General features: G+C 40.2%; 12 protein-coding genes and 1 pseudogene. 10 read left to right on the forward strand and 3 right to left on the reverse strand.

Annotated elements, in window-relative coordinates:
- Positions 1-20 precede the first annotated feature (20 nt).
- Both H3299_RS12655 and gshB read right to left on the reverse strand, forming a co-directional pair.
- Positions 21-1,070, reverse strand: a complete 1,050-nt coding sequence (locus H3299_RS12655) for a substrate-binding domain-containing protein (protein ID WP_182418002.1) — start codon at positions 1,068-1,070, stop codon at positions 21-23.
- A gap of 477 nt (positions 1,071-1,547) precedes the next feature.
- Positions 1,548-2,486 (reverse strand): glutathione synthase, encoded by a 939-nt coding sequence (gene gshB, locus H3299_RS12660; protein ID WP_182418003.1) that lies wholly within the window; start codon positions 2,484-2,486, stop codon positions 1,548-1,550.
- A gap of 195 nt (positions 2,487-2,681) precedes the next feature.
- Here gshB and H3299_RS12665 point away from each other — a divergent pair, with 195 nt between their 5' ends.
- The 6 genes and pseudogenes from H3299_RS12665 to H3299_RS15695 all read left to right on the forward strand — a co-directional run bounded on the left by H3299_RS12665 (position 2,682) and on the right by H3299_RS15695 (position 10,458).
- A complete protein-coding gene (locus H3299_RS12665; protein ID WP_182418004.1) occupies positions 2,682-3,437 on the forward strand; it encodes a molybdopterin-synthase adenylyltransferase MoeB in 756 nt (251 codons plus the stop codon).
- 98 nt (positions 3,438-3,535) lie between these two features.
- Complete coding sequence (gene rbsK, locus H3299_RS12670) at positions 3,536-4,498, forward strand: ribokinase (RefSeq protein ID WP_182418005.1); 963 nt, start codon at positions 3,536-3,538, stop codon at positions 4,496-4,498.
- Positions 4,499-4,698: 200 nt separating this feature from the next.
- Complete coding sequence (locus H3299_RS12675) at positions 4,699-5,019, forward strand: hypothetical protein (RefSeq protein WP_182418006.1); 321 nt, start codon at positions 4,699-4,701, stop codon at positions 5,017-5,019.
- 30 nt (positions 5,020-5,049) lie between these two features.
- Positions 5,050-6,768, forward strand: coding sequence for a leucine-rich repeat domain-containing protein (locus tag H3299_RS12680; RefSeq protein ID WP_182418007.1), 1,719 nt, complete (start codon positions 5,050-5,052; stop codon positions 6,766-6,768).
- A 474-nt stretch (positions 6,769-7,242) separates the two neighbouring features.
- A complete protein-coding gene (locus H3299_RS12685) occupies positions 7,243-9,432 on the forward strand; it encodes a TonB-dependent hemoglobin/transferrin/lactoferrin family receptor (RefSeq protein WP_182418008.1) in 2,190 nt (729 codons plus the stop codon).
- A gap of 159 nt (positions 9,433-9,591) precedes the next feature.
- Positions 9,592-10,458 (forward strand): annotated as a pseudogene (locus H3299_RS15695) (hemin ABC transporter substrate-binding protein).
- A gap of 114 nt (positions 10,459-10,572) precedes the next feature.
- Here H3299_RS15695 and H3299_RS12700 read toward each other — a convergent pair.
- A complete protein-coding gene (locus H3299_RS12700; RefSeq protein WP_182418010.1) occupies positions 10,573-10,791 on the reverse strand; it encodes a DUF1674 domain-containing protein in 219 nt (72 codons plus the stop codon).
- A gap of 223 nt (positions 10,792-11,014) precedes the next feature.
- On the opposite strand from H3299_RS12700, the gene htpX reads away from it, so the two are divergent.
- From htpX to H3299_RS12720, 4 genes are all read left to right on the forward strand, one after another.
- On the forward strand, positions 11,015-11,998 hold the full coding sequence (gene htpX / locus H3299_RS12705; RefSeq protein ID WP_182418011.1) for a zinc metalloprotease HtpX: 984 nt from the start codon (positions 11,015-11,017) through the stop codon (positions 11,996-11,998).
- On the forward strand, positions 11,989-13,422 hold the full coding sequence (locus H3299_RS12710; RefSeq protein WP_371739561.1) for an RsmB/NOP family class I SAM-dependent RNA methyltransferase: 1,434 nt from the start codon (positions 11,989-11,991) through the stop codon (positions 13,420-13,422). The genes htpX and H3299_RS12710 overlap by 10 nt, the downstream gene beginning before the upstream one ends.
- Before the next feature lie 40 nt (positions 13,423-13,462).
- Positions 13,463-13,849: an Imm8 family immunity protein gene (locus H3299_RS12715; RefSeq protein ID WP_182418013.1), complete on the forward strand. Its 387-nt coding sequence runs from the start codon at positions 13,463-13,465 to the stop codon at positions 13,847-13,849.
- 173 nt (positions 13,850-14,022) lie between these two features.
- On the forward strand, positions 14,023-15,276 hold the full coding sequence (locus H3299_RS12720; protein ID WP_182418014.1) for an aminopeptidase: 1,254 nt from the start codon (positions 14,023-14,025) through the stop codon (positions 15,274-15,276).
- Positions 15,277-15,353 lie beyond the last annotated feature (77 nt).

Genomic DNA, 15,353 nt, shown 5'->3' on the forward strand with positions numbered 1-15,353 from the left:
CCGGCTACTCATCACTTAAATTACTTCTTAACAGCCATTACTGTACCATCTTCAAATGCTTTACGTTGTGCTTCACGCTCGCTTTCAGGCGCTGCAACAAGACCATAAGCAGCCAAAGGACCATCAGGGCCAACCATTTGGTCATCAAGGAAGAATTCTACATATTCCTTAAGACCAGGAATAACACCCAAATGCGCTTTCTTAACATAGAAGAACAATGGACGTGATACTGGATATTCGCCACTTGCAATGGTTTCAACCGATGGTGAAATGCCATCAATTGTTGCAACTTTCAAGCGATCCGCATTGTTTTCATAAAAAGCAAGACCAAATACACCAACACCAGTCTTATTAGCAGAAATACGTGCTAGAGTTTCTGAATAATCACCATCAATATCAACGGCTTTACCGTCTTTACGCACAGCAATACAAGCTGACTTTGCAGCCTTTTCATCAATACCAGCAGCCTTCATCGCATCCAATGCGCCGCTTTCCTTACAACCTTCGGTCATAAGCTTTTCTTCAAAAACTTCACGTGTACCGTGTTTTTCGCCAGGAATATAAGCAGCAATATCCCAAGCTGGAAGATCGGCATTTACTTCATTCCATTTGGTGGCCTTATTATCAACCAATTTGCCATCAACAACAACTTGTGCTGCAAGGGCTTTATAAACATCAACTGGCTTCAATTTCCAATCTGGACCAGCAATATCGGTTGCAAAAACAATACCATCATAGCCAATACGCACTTCCTGCACATCGGTAACGCCAGCAGCAATACAAGATTCCAACTCGCTAGTTTTCATAGCACGTGATGCATTGGCAATATCAATGGTGTTTTCACCAACGCCACGGCAAAATTCTTTAATGCCAGCACCAGAACCACCTGATTCAATAACAGGAGTTTTGAAATTAGGGAATGTTTCGCCAAAAGTTTCAGCAACGATTTTTGCATAAGGCAAAACAGTTGAAGAACCAGCCACTTGAACTTGATCGCGGGCTTGCGCTGCACCAGCAGCAAAAGTAACAGCAAATGCCAAAGCGGCAGCAGTTGATAACAATCTGTTCATCCATGAACTCCTTGCATATGGACTGAAAATGTCCTGACAGTCATTTTAATCAGGTTGTAGTTCCATTTAAAAAGATGCTGTTACCGTTCTATGACAGGTTTATTACAGTTTTATGACAATTGATTTTACTAAGAATGTATGTAGCATTTTAGAAAAATTCTCAAAATAACAATATGAAACAATAACTTGCTCACAAACAACTAAAGAAATCCGTGCGCATATAGAATTTATTTATGACAAGATAAACGGCGCTTCATAGTTAACCAATTTTTACTGCCGCTAGGATTTTCCAAAAGCCCAAAAAGATCCAACCAACTGAAACAATTGTAATAATCCAACTATTTAAATTAGATAAAAAGACAATATTAGCCGCATTAATAGCGTCAAAGGCAAAAATAGCGATATTACGCCTAGCATAATATCGCTATTAATAATGTCATATTTTATCCAAAAGAACTAATAATAGTTCACAAGCTTTTATGCCTGTTTCTTGTTTTCCACACAATCCCAAAACAAGGCTGCAATATCAGCGCCGCCAAATTTGGCAACTTCACGTACACCGGTTGGTGAGGTCACATTGATTTCGGTCATATAATCGCCGATAACATCAATACCAACCAAAATAAAACCACGTTCACGCAAGGATGGACCGATACGAGCGCAAATTTCTTGCTCGCGCTTAGTAAGTTCAGTCTTTTCAGCTCTGCCGCCAACATGCATATTAGAGCGCGAATCGCTTTCAGACGGCACGCGATTAATTGCGCCAACCGGTTCGCCATCAATCAAAATAATGCGCTTATCGCCGCCGCGCACTTCATTTAAATAGCGCTGAACAATAAAGGGCTCCGGAAACATTTGTGCAAACATTTCCAAAAGCGAGCTTAAATTACGATCATCTTTTTTAAGATGGAATACACCAGCGCCACCATTACCATAAAGCGGCTTTACAATAATATCACCAAATTCTTCTCTAAAAGCCGCAACTTCCAAAGGATCTTTAGTAATTAATGTTTGCGGCATCAAATCAGGAAATTCGGTCACAAATATTTTTTCTGGCGAATTCCGCACCCAAGCAGGGTCATTAACAACTAGAGTTTTAGGATGGATTCGCTCTAAAATATGGGTTGTGGTAATATAATTCATATCAAAAGGCGGATCTTGACGAAGCAAAACCACATCCATTTCTGCCAAATTTGTCCGCTGCGCTTCACCAAGCGTGAAATTGTCGCCAACAATATCACGCACGCTCAACGCTTCAACCCGCGCACTCACCTCACCATCGCGTAAGGAGAGGCGATCGGGTGTATAATGGAAAAGACTATGTCCGCGTTTTTGCGCTTCAAGACATAAAGCAAAAGTCGTATCACCTGCTATATTTATGGAAGCTATATGATCCATCTGGACAGCAATTTTCATTGAAACCTACCTTTTATGACCCATTTTCTAAAATAATGGTCTAATTTCTTATATTATGCTATTGTTGCTGAATATAGTGAGCGCACTTGATTTTTACAAAAATCAAGTAGAAAAGACGAACCATAGTAAAAATATATATACTCCGCAAATTCATTTTTAAAATGTATGACGTATATAATATTTCAAGGGTAGATTATGACGCAACAAAATGAAATTCAATTAAGCAATGATGAAATATCACGTTATGCCCGTCATATTGTTTTACCCGAAATTGGTGGCCTTGGCCAACAAAGACTAAAAGCTGCCAAAGTCATGGTTATTGGCGCCGGCGGTCTTGGTAGCCCAGTATTGCAATATCTTGCTGCCGCAGGCATTGGCACTATCGGCATTATTGATGATGATCATGTATCATTATCCAATTTGCAGCGCCAAATTATTCATGACAGCGATAAAATTGGTGAGGACAAGGTAACAAGCGCAAAAGCCGCTCTTGCAAGAATCAATCCCCATAGCACTATACATGCGATAAATGTGCGACTTACCAACGAAAATGGTCGTCAATTGCTTGAAAATTACGATATCATCGTTGATGGTTGTGATAATTTTTCAACCCGTTACCTTCTTGCAGACCTTTGCGAAGATATAAGTCGCCCTTTGGTCAGTGGCGCAATTGGTCGCTTTGATGGCTCGGTTACAGTATTAATGCCCTATAAGGATAATAATCCGCGTTACCGTGATCTCTTCCCCGTAGAACCGCCAGAAGGAACAGTGCCAAGCTGCGCCCAAGCAGGAGTAGTTGGGGCGCTACCGGGCGTTATTGGCTCGCTGCAAGCTATGGAAGTGATTAAGCTTATCACTGGTGCTGGCCAGCCATTAATTGGGCGATTACTGCTTTATGATGGGCTTAATGCACGTTTTGATACCATTTCTTATAAGCGAAAAACCACTTAAAGCCTTATTTTTTAGCAAGACAAAATAAGCCCTTACAGATATAGACAAAGAAAATCGTTTATCGATCTAGTCATTAGACACATCAAGGAGAATTGCCCATGTCCAAAGCATCTATCGCGGTTTTTGGCAGCATTAACATTGATATGACCAACCGAGTTAGTGCACTGCCACAGGCGGGCGAAACCATTCATGCGCAAAGCTTTGCCATGGGCCTTGGTGGTAAAGGTGCTAACCAAGCGGTCGCAGCAAGCCGCATTACACAAGATAGCGGTATTGAAGTGCGCCTTGCGGGTTGGATTGGTGATGACGCTTTGGGGAACTACGCGCGCGCTCACCTAGAGGCAACAAGTCTCAATCTTGCCGGATTAAATGTCCACCCAACTGAAATAACCGGCATTGCCTCAATCAATATCAACGAAAACGGCGAAAATACCATTGTTGTTGCAGGCGGCAGCAATATGGCACTTGGCATCGATGATGTCGATACTATCAAGCCCGTTATTGAAACCGCCAAAGTATTGATGATGCAGCTTGAAGTACCAATGGATACGGTTTTAAAAGCGGCACAAATTGTTAAAAATGCTGGTGGTATCATTATTATGGATCCAGCGCCTGCGCCGCAAAGCCTGCCCGATGAACTTTATCAGCTTGCGCATGTTATGACCCCCAATGAAACGGAAACAGAAAAGCTCACCGGTATTCGCCCACATGACCGCGCATCGGCGCAACTAGCGGCAGATGTTTTTTTAAGCCGTGGCCTTGATATTGCTATTATCAAACTAGGAAGCGAAGGCGTTTGCTACTTCACCAAGCAAGAACGTGGATTTTTACCGCCCTTTAAAGTGACTGCGATTGATAGTGTCGCGGCTGGCGACAGCTTTAATGCTGGCCTTGCAACCGGCCTTGCTAATGGTCTTGCTATTGATGAAGCTATCCGCATTGCAGGTGCAGCTGGTGCTTTAGCAACCACCAAAAAAGGCGCTTCCGAAGCTGCTCCAACTTGGCACGAAATTACCCAATTGCTAGAAAGCCAAACTGATATTAAATGCGAAAAATTTTAAGTTATAAAACGCCATAATATACATTTAGATAATCAAGCAACATGATGAATAATCGTGTTGCTTTTTTGATTGCAATTGCATATTTTTATTTTAAAATCTACCTTTCAATACTATATCGTTAAAAAGTCACAATCTAATCCGATTAATAGCAAATGTATTAATTCTATATTTTTATTTATATAGTCAAATTAGAGGTGGCAATGAAAGTTTTTTTCAAGAATAAAATTGTTTTTATCCTTTGTTTATTGCTCATTCCCAATTTTTCTCATGGTCAAGATGCGAAATCCACTAATGACCAAGTAGGAACCGTTTTAATTGGCGATCAAACCATCGCCTTGAACAGTAGCTTTGTATATTTAACTCCCCCTGTGTCGGGTTACACGCACCAAGATTGGCAAAATCTTGCAAAACTAATACAATTGCATACACTTAATATAAAAGGCGAAGGTTTAAAATCCTTAGCCAATTTTCCAATATTGCCTAATCTGGTTGAGCTAAAAATTGAAGAAACACGTCTATAAGACATTAGCCCTTTAAAAAATGCCCGTAATTTGAAAAGCTTGAGCTTAAGGCATATTAAAAGCCGTACAATATCCGGTTGGAGCGAGTTAACAAGCTTACAAAATCTTACAATTAATTATACCATACTTGATGATTTTAGTTTTTTAACAAGTCTGTATCATCTCAATTATCTAAATCTTGCTGATAGTAATTTTTCTTCTCCGCGCTTGATTAGTGCAAATGCTGATATTGCCATATTAGATCTTTCAAGAACAAATGTTCGTAACATAAGATTACTAGAACATTTTAAAAATTTACAGTTTCTTTGGCTAGACGGCTTAGAACTTGGCAAACAAAATCTTCCGTCATTCAAGAACACAGCCCTCACCTATTTGAGTATGAGTGAGGTGAAAGTTGAAGATCTGAATTTTTTAAAACGATTTCCACGTTTAAATTATCTCAACTTAACGGACGTTATAGTGGACGATTATGCTCCAATAGCCGATTTACCTGATCTTACAACCTTAATTCTTACGGGAACAAAAATTGACGATTTGAGTTATTTTAAACAAAAAAATTTAAAAACCCTCCTCCTTAATGATACAAAAATAAGCAATTTAAATAAACTTCCTTATTCTTATTACACGCTTAATCATTTAGATTTGCGCGGCACTCTTGTAGAAGATGCATCACCCCTTAAAAAAATCAATTGGCTAGATTGGCTGCTATTGTCCAATAGCAAAATTAAAGATCTTTCCCAAATACCGGTCTCTAAATATCTTGACCTACGGGGTTTTGATGATGCCAGCTTAGCTAGTACACGCTTGCATTATTATTATATTGCAACCAAATTGCCTAATATTCTACATGGTAAAGCACCGAGCAATAATCGTGAAACCAATTTTATTTATAATCCCGAAGCTCTCATCGACGAAGAATATTTCATACCTTCAGAACAAACAGATGATTTTGTTCACCAAAAACGCGGCGATAAAAAAATACAATTTATGGGCGGAGATTTTTGGGTAGACCATGAAGATATTACGGTTTGCTATAAGCCCGACAAATTAGAATACCCACTTAGTCACTTTTGCCATAATAAAAACTACGCCGACAAGCCTTTACAAACAGACCAATTATTAACCAAAGCAGAGCTTGCAAAATTAACAGAATTCAAAAATCTCAAAAAATTGCAACTTATTAATTTTCCAAATTTTGATCCTAGTGAATTACCAACCATTCATAACCTAGTTGTGCTAGATCTTAACCGCACGAAAATCACCAAAGATAAGCCATTTAATCACCAAGAAAAAATTCAATTTCTTATTCTTGACGAGAGTGAAATAAAGGATTTAGTTCTTATTAGCAATTTTACCAGCCTTAAAGTCTTAAGTTTACGCCATACACCTTTAACTAGCCTTGTTGGTCTTGAAAATGTTTCCAAGCTTGAAGCGCTTGATCTTTCATTCACCAAAATAAAAGATTTTAAAAACCTAGAAAATTTAACTAAACTTGAGACATTATTATTGGCAAATACTGCCTTTAATAAGCTATCCATTCTTAACAAAATGGGGAGGCTAACCAATATTGACCTAAGCAATGTAGCTGCACTAGATCTTAGTGATTTAAAAACAAAGACGATGAAGATTAAAATAGGTATAGCCGAAGAAAAGCTTACTCCCTTATATCACAACGAAAAGGAGCTAGTGCCTCACAATTTTCTAGACGATCCATTTTTTTATCGTCCAAATGATGTCCGTAAATTTTAAGTTCATTGTTTAATCAATAAATGCATTAATCTTACCAATGATAAACTTCATAAATCCAAACTATTTTTGAAGCACAAGAGAATTGCACTTCCAAGTAAGCAATTCAGCACAATAAAAAATCAGGGCGATAAAAATGATCAACATGGATTGATCTTATTAAAAGGTAAAATGCCGCTCTGTGCGCACGCGACTTTTTGGCGCAGATATAACAAAATAAACCCAAAAATCTGCGCTTTTTATAACTTTATTTCTAATTTAAAAAAGTGCTTTTTAATTTATATCTTGACTAACTTTATCATGTTTGATAGCCAAAATAAAAATAAATATAGGCTAGATAAAAGTTTATCTCGATAGTTGTCGAAAAATAAGAGTTTGTATTACCTAGTCATATTTAAGTTATGATCGTTTATATAGCCCGTTAAAAATCTAATTAATGACTATATTTACTTAACTTGATTTATTGGTGATAGTAAAATGATAAAAATCAAACCTAGATTTAAAACAAAACTTCTATTAACCACATTTTTGACATTATCAATATTTTATGAAATTGCTACATTTCCAGCAATAGCGGCACAAGAAACTGAACTTGACACCGTTGTTGTGGAAGCTGAAAAAAACCAAAATATAAAAAATAAAGGTGTTTTAACCGATACGGTTACATCCAAAGACATTGAAAATAAGCAAGTTGATAATGTCAACGATATTTCTCGGCTTGATCCAGCAATCAATTATAATCGTCAAAATGACAGTTTTAATATTCGCGGTCTTGATGGCAATCGTGTCACCACCATGATTGACGGCATACCTATTCCTTGGCTTGATGATATTACACGTGGTGTAAGGGGTGGGGCGTCAGCCTTTGATTTTGGTAGTTTATCAGCAATTGATATTGGCAAAGGAGCAGATTCAAGTATTTACGGTTCTGGCTCGCTAGGCGGCATTGTGTTAATGCGCACCTTAGACCCTGAAGATCTTATTAAAGACAATAAAAATTGGGGATCAATTACCAAAGGCAGTTACGATTCAGCCAATCGCAGTTGGCACATTAACGAAGCTTTCGCAGTTAAATTTAATCAAACTTATATGCTGTTTCAAGGCGGCTATGTTGGCGGCAAGCAACGCGCAAATAATGGCGATGATGGCGGTTATGGCGTATTGCGTAGCATGCAAAACCCTGAAGACTTCACTAGCAAAAATTACTTATTTAAGATTCATCAATATATTAACGATCAACACCGCTTGGGCTTTACCGCCGAGCGTTTTGACAATGACCGTGACACATGGGTGCTAAACCAAGCGAGTGCTCAATTTAAACCAGCGAGTACCTATCAAGAACAAAATCGCAAGCGTGAGCGTTATTCAGCTTCATATGATTATTATGGCAATGGTGATGGTTGGTTAGATCGTGCCCGCATCATTGGCTATTGGCAAGAAAATAGTGCAAGTTCTGGAACCGAACAAATTCGATTAACCACACCCAAAGGGGATTTTTATCGAATTTCCAATACGCAAAATCGAGATTACGGCTTAACATTTGATGCAATGAAGGTATTAAATTTTGAGCACGTAACCCATACTTTGCGCATTGCAGGTAATGGCTCGTCTTCGCGCTTTGAACAATATACAACGGGTCATGATACTTGCCCACCGCCACCCTATCGTCCACCCTATATGATGTGCAAATTTTTACTTAGCGACCAATCTGAAATACCAACTACCCGTTCAACAAGTTGGGGCATAAGTATTGAAGATGAAATGGCATTTTTGAACAATCGCGTAAGAATTACCCCTGGCGGTCGGTTTGACTGGTTTAAACATAAGCCCTCAGCCACCAAAGGCTTTGAATCCAACGTATTTTTCCACGGCTATCCAGCAGAGGTTAGCGATTCGCACTTTTCACCAAAATTACGTGGCGAATGGGATGCAACCGATAATATAATGCTTTACGCGCAGTGGGCACAAAGTTTTAGAGCGCCCAGTTCATCGGAACTTTACTTAGAGTTCGCCAATCCTGGCATTTATCACCTTTATGGCAATCCTAACTTGAAGCCTGAAATTGGCAATGGCTTTGATATTGGTGCAAAATATACAAGTCACAACTGGGGTGGTTCGCTTGGACTATTTAGCAATTATTATAAAAATTTTATCGGCCGCAAAGAACTTGGACCATCGCTTATGTTTCCAAGCGGTGAGGCTGTTTATATAAACCGCGCTAAGGTTCGTATTTCCGGCGTAGAAGCAAAAGCCTATTGGCAAATAACTTCCAATTGGCGCACAGATTTCAGCCTTGCTTATATGGAAGGCAAGGATCGCGAAACGGACGAATATTTAAACTCTATTCCACCCCTTAAAGGAACGCTTGGTCTTGGCTATGCCCAAGAAATATGGGGCGCGGACATAAGAATGACGGCGGCGTCAAAACGCAACCGTGTAGAAAACAAGTCAGATTACGCCAAAGCACCCGGCTATGCCGTTTTTGATATTAGTGGTTGGTGGCGTCCGCTTGGTGAAAAAGGGCCAAAATTACAAGCAGGTATTTATAACATATTTAATAAAACCTATTGGAATGCACTCGATCTACCATCAAGCGCCAATTATAAAAAAGCTTATTATAGCGAGCCGGGGCGCAATTTTAAAATCTCATTTGTGCAAGAATTTTAGCCAATAACGTAACAAAGGGCAAAGCCTTGGACATTTAACAAACCTGCAAGACACAGCGATAAACAAAGTGTCCTGCTTCACATGCCGCAAAAATGAAAAGGATAGGTTATGACAAAAACACATAAGACTGTTACCAAAAACCGAATTTTTAAAACTTTTATGCTTGCGGCATTTGCACTGGCGACCAATAGTCAACCGTCTTTAATACAAGCTAGCGAAATCTTGATTAGTGATAATGCTAAATTAGTATCGATCGGCTGGCCGGTTACCGAGACAATTATCGCCCTTGGTGATAAAGATCGCTTAGTCGGTGTTGATAAGCGCAGCACATTTATGAAGGAGGGACGCGATCTTACAAATATTGGCGCTGCCGCAACTATTGACCTTGCTGCAATTAAAAAAGTTGATGGCCAAACTGTCTTGGCTTTAGAAGGCGCTTTAAATAAGGATAATTTAACCTCTATTGAAAACAACAAGATTCCAGTTCTTATTATTCCAGATGATCACAGTGAAGATGGTGTCATTGAAAAAATTAGTTTTATTGGCCATGCACTTAATCATGAAGATAAGGTCAATGAGTTAATTGCGCGGATAAAAAACGACTTTAATAAAGCAAACAGCATAAAGGCTGAACTTACCACTAAGAAAAAAGTGCTTTTTCTGTTGACTGTACCTTCAGGCGACAAGGAAGTTGGACCCATATTCATGGCAGGTTAAAACACCCCCGCCAATGACATTATTGTTCTTTCAGGCGGAGAAAATGCCGCCGCCAATCTTGAATCCTATGTGCCTTTAGATAAAGAACAAGTAACTAAAATGGCACCCGACCTTATTTTATCTATGAGCAATGATGGCTTCCCAACGGTTGAAACATTGCTAGAGCAAGCGCCATTACAAGATACTCCGGCAGTTAAGAATAAAGATCTTTTGCGGCTGGATGGTTTAAAACTACTTGGCTTTGGCCCCGATACCGGTATCATCATGCAGGAGATCGCCCAAAAATTGGTAGATATCCAAAATCGTTAATTTAAGTTATGTAAGACAAATATATAAGCAAGGGTATTGATGGCTTAAACCGGCAAACAATACCCTTGCTTTTTTAGGCTTTAAAAGCACTTAAATCAACCGCGCCCGTCATAATCAAAAATCGATAGCACGGCCTTTAATTTCCCAGTCACCATAACGCGCAGGGTCATGACCACCGCGCCCACCAAGTTCTCGCTTCGTCTTTTCAGCGGCAAGGGCTGCCTGCTCACGGCGCTCTTGTGCTTCGGCTAAAGCACGTTTTGCTGCCGGTGCAATGAGCTTTTCCTCGGCGACATCATCATCTTTATTGATTATTTGCTGTTCTTCCGTCATTTTTTCACCAATCCATTGAAAAAATTCTTACAAATCCACATTTTATATAAAATTGGTAAATCTTGCCAGCTTATTTTTAAAGACAAGCTTAGGAATATTCCTATGCTTCAAATAATCACAAAAACTGTCCTCAATAGGCATTTTTTGGTCATTATAATATAATAAGTGGGTAAGTAGATTTACAAAATACGAACAGAAACAAATTGACAATGGAGTTTTGTAGATGAACATTATTCGGACCGCCATGCTTTTAGCATTCATGACGGCCCTTTTCATGGGTGTAGGTTATATTGTCGGTGGCCCTTCGGGCATGATGATTGCCTTTGTGATTGCAGCTGGCCTTAACCTGTTTTCTTACTGGAATTCAGATAAAATGGTGTTGCGCATGTATGGTGCCCGTGAGGTTGATGCACGCTCTAACTCTGAATATTACAATATTGTCAGCGATTTAGCCCGCAAAGCAGGCCTGCCACAACCACGCGTTTATATTATGGAAAACCCGCAACCCAATGCTTTTGCAACGGGTAGAAATCCACAAAATGCGGCAGTTGCAGCAACAACTGGGCTATTAAACAGCCTAACACCGGAAGAAATTGCTGGCGTTATGGCGCATGAGCTTGCCCATGTGCAAAATCGTGATACTTTAACCATGACAATTACCGCAACTATTGCTGGTGCTATTTCAATGCTGGCAAATCTTGCCTTTGTTTTTGGTGGCAATCGCGATTCCAACGGCAATTCTAGCAATCCACTTGGGATAATTGGAACGGTGATTATCATGTTTGTTGCGCCTTTTGCTGCGATGCTCGTACAAATGGCAATTAGTCGTACCCGTGAATATGCTGCCGACAGACGCGGCGCAGAAATTTGCGGCAATCCTTTATGGCTTGCATCGGCTTTAAACAAAATTGCTCGCGGCGCCCATGAAGTGGTTAATGACGAAGCCGAACATAACCCTGCTACCGCCCATATGTTTATTATCAACCCATTATCAGGTCGAGGAACAGATAATCTCTTCTCAACCCACCCTAATACTGAGAATCGTATTGCAAAATTGCGTGAAATGGCTCAAGAGATGGGAACACAGTCAAACAGCACCTTCGACATGCGCAGCAATAGCCCAAGGCAAACCATGCGCAAAACTGTTGAGCGGCCAAGCTGGATGAAAGTTAAAAAAGATAATAAGCCAAGAGGTCCATGGTCTTGAACAACGCCAAAGCGCAAAAAAACAATAATCAGAAGCCAAAACGCGATAGTAACAAACAAGATCGCCAGCCCAAAGTGGCTGGCATCGCTGTTCGGCAAGCAGCCTTGCGTATGCTTGGCGCAGTGATTGACAAGGCAACCTCGCTTGATGGCTTAACCGATAATGAGCATGGCCACCCTCAATATTTAGCACTGGATGTGCGAGACCGCTCTTTGGTACGGGCAATTTTGGGTGCAGCTTTAAGAAATCGCGGTGCTATTGATAATGCGATTGACCAGTTTGTCGATAGGCCATTACCGCAAAATGCTAGCGCATTAAAACATCTTATTCATATTAGTGCGGCGCAAATTCTTTATCTTGATGTACCAGATCATGCGACAATTAATCTTGCTGTCACCATTGCCAAATCCGATCCGCGCCTCACTCGTTTTTCTGGCCTAGTAAACGCTATTTTACGCCGCTTTACCCGAGAAAAAGATGCAATTTTACAGCAAGATGATGTTCTATCTAATGTGCCTTTATGGTTCGCGCAAATGCTAGAGCGCGATTACGGAAAAGAAAAAGCCCAAGACATCATTAAGGCACAAGCCTATGAGCCGCCTTTGGACATCACGGCAAGCGGTGATGTTGAAGCAATAGCACAAGAGCTTGGCGGCGAAGTGCTGCCCTTCCTATCTATCCGAATTGCTGAAGTTGATTGCTCTATTCCAGAATTACCGGGCTTTGCCCAAGGTAAATGGTGGGTGCAAGATGTTGCAGCAAGCCTACCTGCCCGCTTAATGAAAGCTGTTAAAGGGCAAAATATTGCCGATTTATGTGCGGCCCCTGGTGGTAAAACCGCGCAGCTTGCCAGTACTGGGGCAAATGTCACGGCGGTTGACGCCTCGACAAATCGCATGAAACGGCTCATTGCCAATATGGAACGTTTAAACTTCAATGTTGCCACTTATAATGGCGAATTGCAGGATTTTAAACCAGAACAGCCTTTTGATGCACTATTGCTTGATGCGCCCTGCTCATCAACTGGCACTATTCGCCGCCATCCCGATGTATTGTGGACAAAATCCCTTGATGAAATCGGCAGGCTTGCAGATTTACAATTGCAGCTTTTAGAAAAAAGCATTGATCTGGTTAAAATTGGCGGCATGATATTATTTTCCAACTGTTCTTTAAGCAAAAGAGAAGGCGAAAGACTGGTTACTAAGTTTTTGAAAAACCGCACCAATGTTGCGCTTATTCCTTTCACAGTTGAAGAACTCTGCCAAAGCTTTAATAATACGTCCGATGAGGCTAAAAATATTTATGCAAATATTTTAACCGATGAAGGATATTTACGCACGACGCCTGCCGATTTACCCAATGAAAATCCAAAACTTAGTGGCATGGATGGTTTTTTTGCCGCCCGTTTTAAGCGTTTAAGTTAAGGATGAAAGCAAAACTTTTGATTTTATCTTAGGTTTTAAAATGCCCAAAAAATACACAAAATTAATAAGCAAACAGCTTGAAATCAAAGGCTTCCATTGTTCAGATATTGATAATATTGAAAAATGGAAGCCACTTGATAATTGTGTCTTTTATTCACTTGACATGTATATTGGCTATAGGGGTGAAGATGGCAGTGACATTTATAGCGTGATGATTGCAACAAGAGAGGGCATTGCCCAATTAAAACACAACAACTTGAATCGTCCTTATAAAATCATTTTAATTGAGAAATATAGCTGGCAAAAGGTCAAAGATATTATTCAAAATATTTTAAGTAATGCAAAGCAGATCATTAGCCAGATAGATGCTCAACTTTATTTATGCCAATATTTTTCATGGGAATATGAGGGCATGATTAATCGATAGGCGCTTATTTATCATTGCTAAATGAGAAAATTGGCGATCAATAATAAAATGATAAAAAAGCTTTTCCATACGGCAATAGACATTGTTATGTGATATTTAAGCATTGCATTTCATTGGCTTTCAGCGATATTAATTTTAGCCAATAATTTGCAAGTAAAAAAGAGGTCAAATCCATGCAAGAAAATAAGACAATTATTGATGAAACGAAACTTGACCGTTTAGCAGAAGTTGCGGTGAAAGTTGGGCTTGGGTTAAAAGAAGGACAAGATGTTGTCTTAACCGCGCCGATTGCGGCATTGCCTTTGGTGCGCCGCATTGCCCATCATGCCTATAAGGCTGGTGCAGGCGTTGTGACCCCTTTTTTTGGTGACGAGGTTTTAAGCCTAGAACGTTTTCATAACGGCCATGATGCAAGCTTTGACCGCGCCGCTTCATGGCTTTATGAAGGCATGGCAAAAGCTTTTGAAAATGGCGCAGCTCGCCTTGCCATTGCTGGCGATAATCCACTTTTACTTTCTAACGAAGATCCTGAAAAAGTATCACGTCTTAACAAAGCAACCTCGCTTGCCTATCAACCTGCGCTTGAAAAAATTGCCGGTTTTGACGTGAATTGGAATATTGTTTCCTATCCCAATCCATCATGGGCAAAAGTTGTTTTTCCCCAGTTGAGTGAAGATGAAGCCACCCATCAATTAGCAGAAGCTATTTTTAAAGCAAGCCGTGTTGATAATGATGGTGCGGTTGAAGCTTGGCAACGCCATAATGCCAATTTACGTCTGCGCAGTTCATGGCTCAATGGGCAAAATTTTTCTGCGCTGCATTTTAAAAGCGCAATAACTGATTTAACCGTAGGTCTCGCCGATGAGCATGAATGGCATGGCGGCGCATCCATGGCTAAAAATGGTATTATTTGCAATCCGAACATTCCAACTGAAGAAGTATTTACCACACCCCATCATAGCCGTGTTGATGGCTATGTACGCTCAACCAAGCCCTTGTCGCACCAAGGCAGCTTGATTGATGATATTTTCATGCGTTTTGAAAATGGCAAAGTGGTTGAAGCAAAAGCATCTAAAGGCGAAGCTGTTTTAAACAAGGTACTTGATACCGATGAAGGTGCCCGCCATTTAGGTGAAGTTGCCCTTGTGCCTCATTCTTCACCGATTTCCGCAAGTGGTTTATTATTCTATAATACCTTGTTTGACGAAAATGCCGCTTGTCATATTGCGCTTGGTCAATGCTATTCCAAATGCTTTAAGGATGGCGCATCATTAAGTGCTGACCAAATTGCAGCGCTTGGCGGCAATCGCAGCTTTATCCATATTGATTGGATGATTGGCGGCAAAGATATGGATATTGATGGCATTAAGCCCGATGGTAGCCGTGTTGCTGTATTCCGCCAAGGTGAATGGGCATTTAACGTTTAACGCTATAACGCAAAAAAATAGCGGATGAAAAAATCATCCGCTAAAAAAAGCAAAGGCCGGGAAATGGAGTGCCCGAC

It is taken from the genome of Bartonella sp. HY038 (assembly GCF_014117425.1).
GTDB lineage: Bacteria > Pseudomonadota > Alphaproteobacteria > Rhizobiales > Rhizobiaceae > HY038.

Bases quoted from the DNA above. Each gene is read 5' to 3' on its own strand.
- rbsK (WP_182418005.1), top strand. From the start codon at position 3,536: ATGTCCAAAGCATCTATCGCGGTTTTTGGCAGCATTAACATTGATATG.
- H3299_RS12715 (WP_182418013.1), top strand. From the start codon at position 13,463: ATGCCCAAAAAATACACAAAATTAATAAGCAAACAGCTTGAAATCAAA.
- H3299_RS12685 (WP_182418008.1), top strand. From the start codon at position 7,243: ATGATAAAAATCAAACCTAGATTTAAAACAAAACTTCTATTAACCACA.
- H3299_RS12700 (WP_182418010.1), bottom strand. From the start codon at position 10,791: ATGACGGAAGAACAGCAAATAATCAATAAAGATGATGATGTCGCCGAG.
- H3299_RS12675 (WP_182418006.1), top strand. From the start codon at position 4,699: ATGAAAGTTTTTTTCAAGAATAAAATTGTTTTTATCCTTTGTTTATTG.
- H3299_RS12720 (WP_182418014.1), top strand. From the start codon at position 14,023: ATGCAAGAAAATAAGACAATTATTGATGAAACGAAACTTGACCGTTTA.
- htpX (WP_182418011.1), top strand. From the start codon at position 11,015: ATGAACATTATTCGGACCGCCATGCTTTTAGCATTCATGACGGCCCTT.
- H3299_RS12655 (WP_182418002.1), bottom strand. From the start codon at position 1,070: ATGAACAGATTGTTATCAACTGCTGCCGCTTTGGCATTTGCTGTTACT.
- H3299_RS12710 (WP_371739561.1), top strand. From the start codon at position 11,989: ATGGTCTTGAACAACGCCAAAGCGCAAAAAAACAATAATCAGAAGCCA.
- gshB (WP_182418003.1), bottom strand. From the start codon at position 2,486: ATGAAAATTGCTGTCCAGATGGATCATATAGCTTCCATAAATATAGCA.
- H3299_RS12665 (WP_182418004.1), top strand. From the start codon at position 2,682: ATGACGCAACAAAATGAAATTCAATTAAGCAATGATGAAATATCACGT.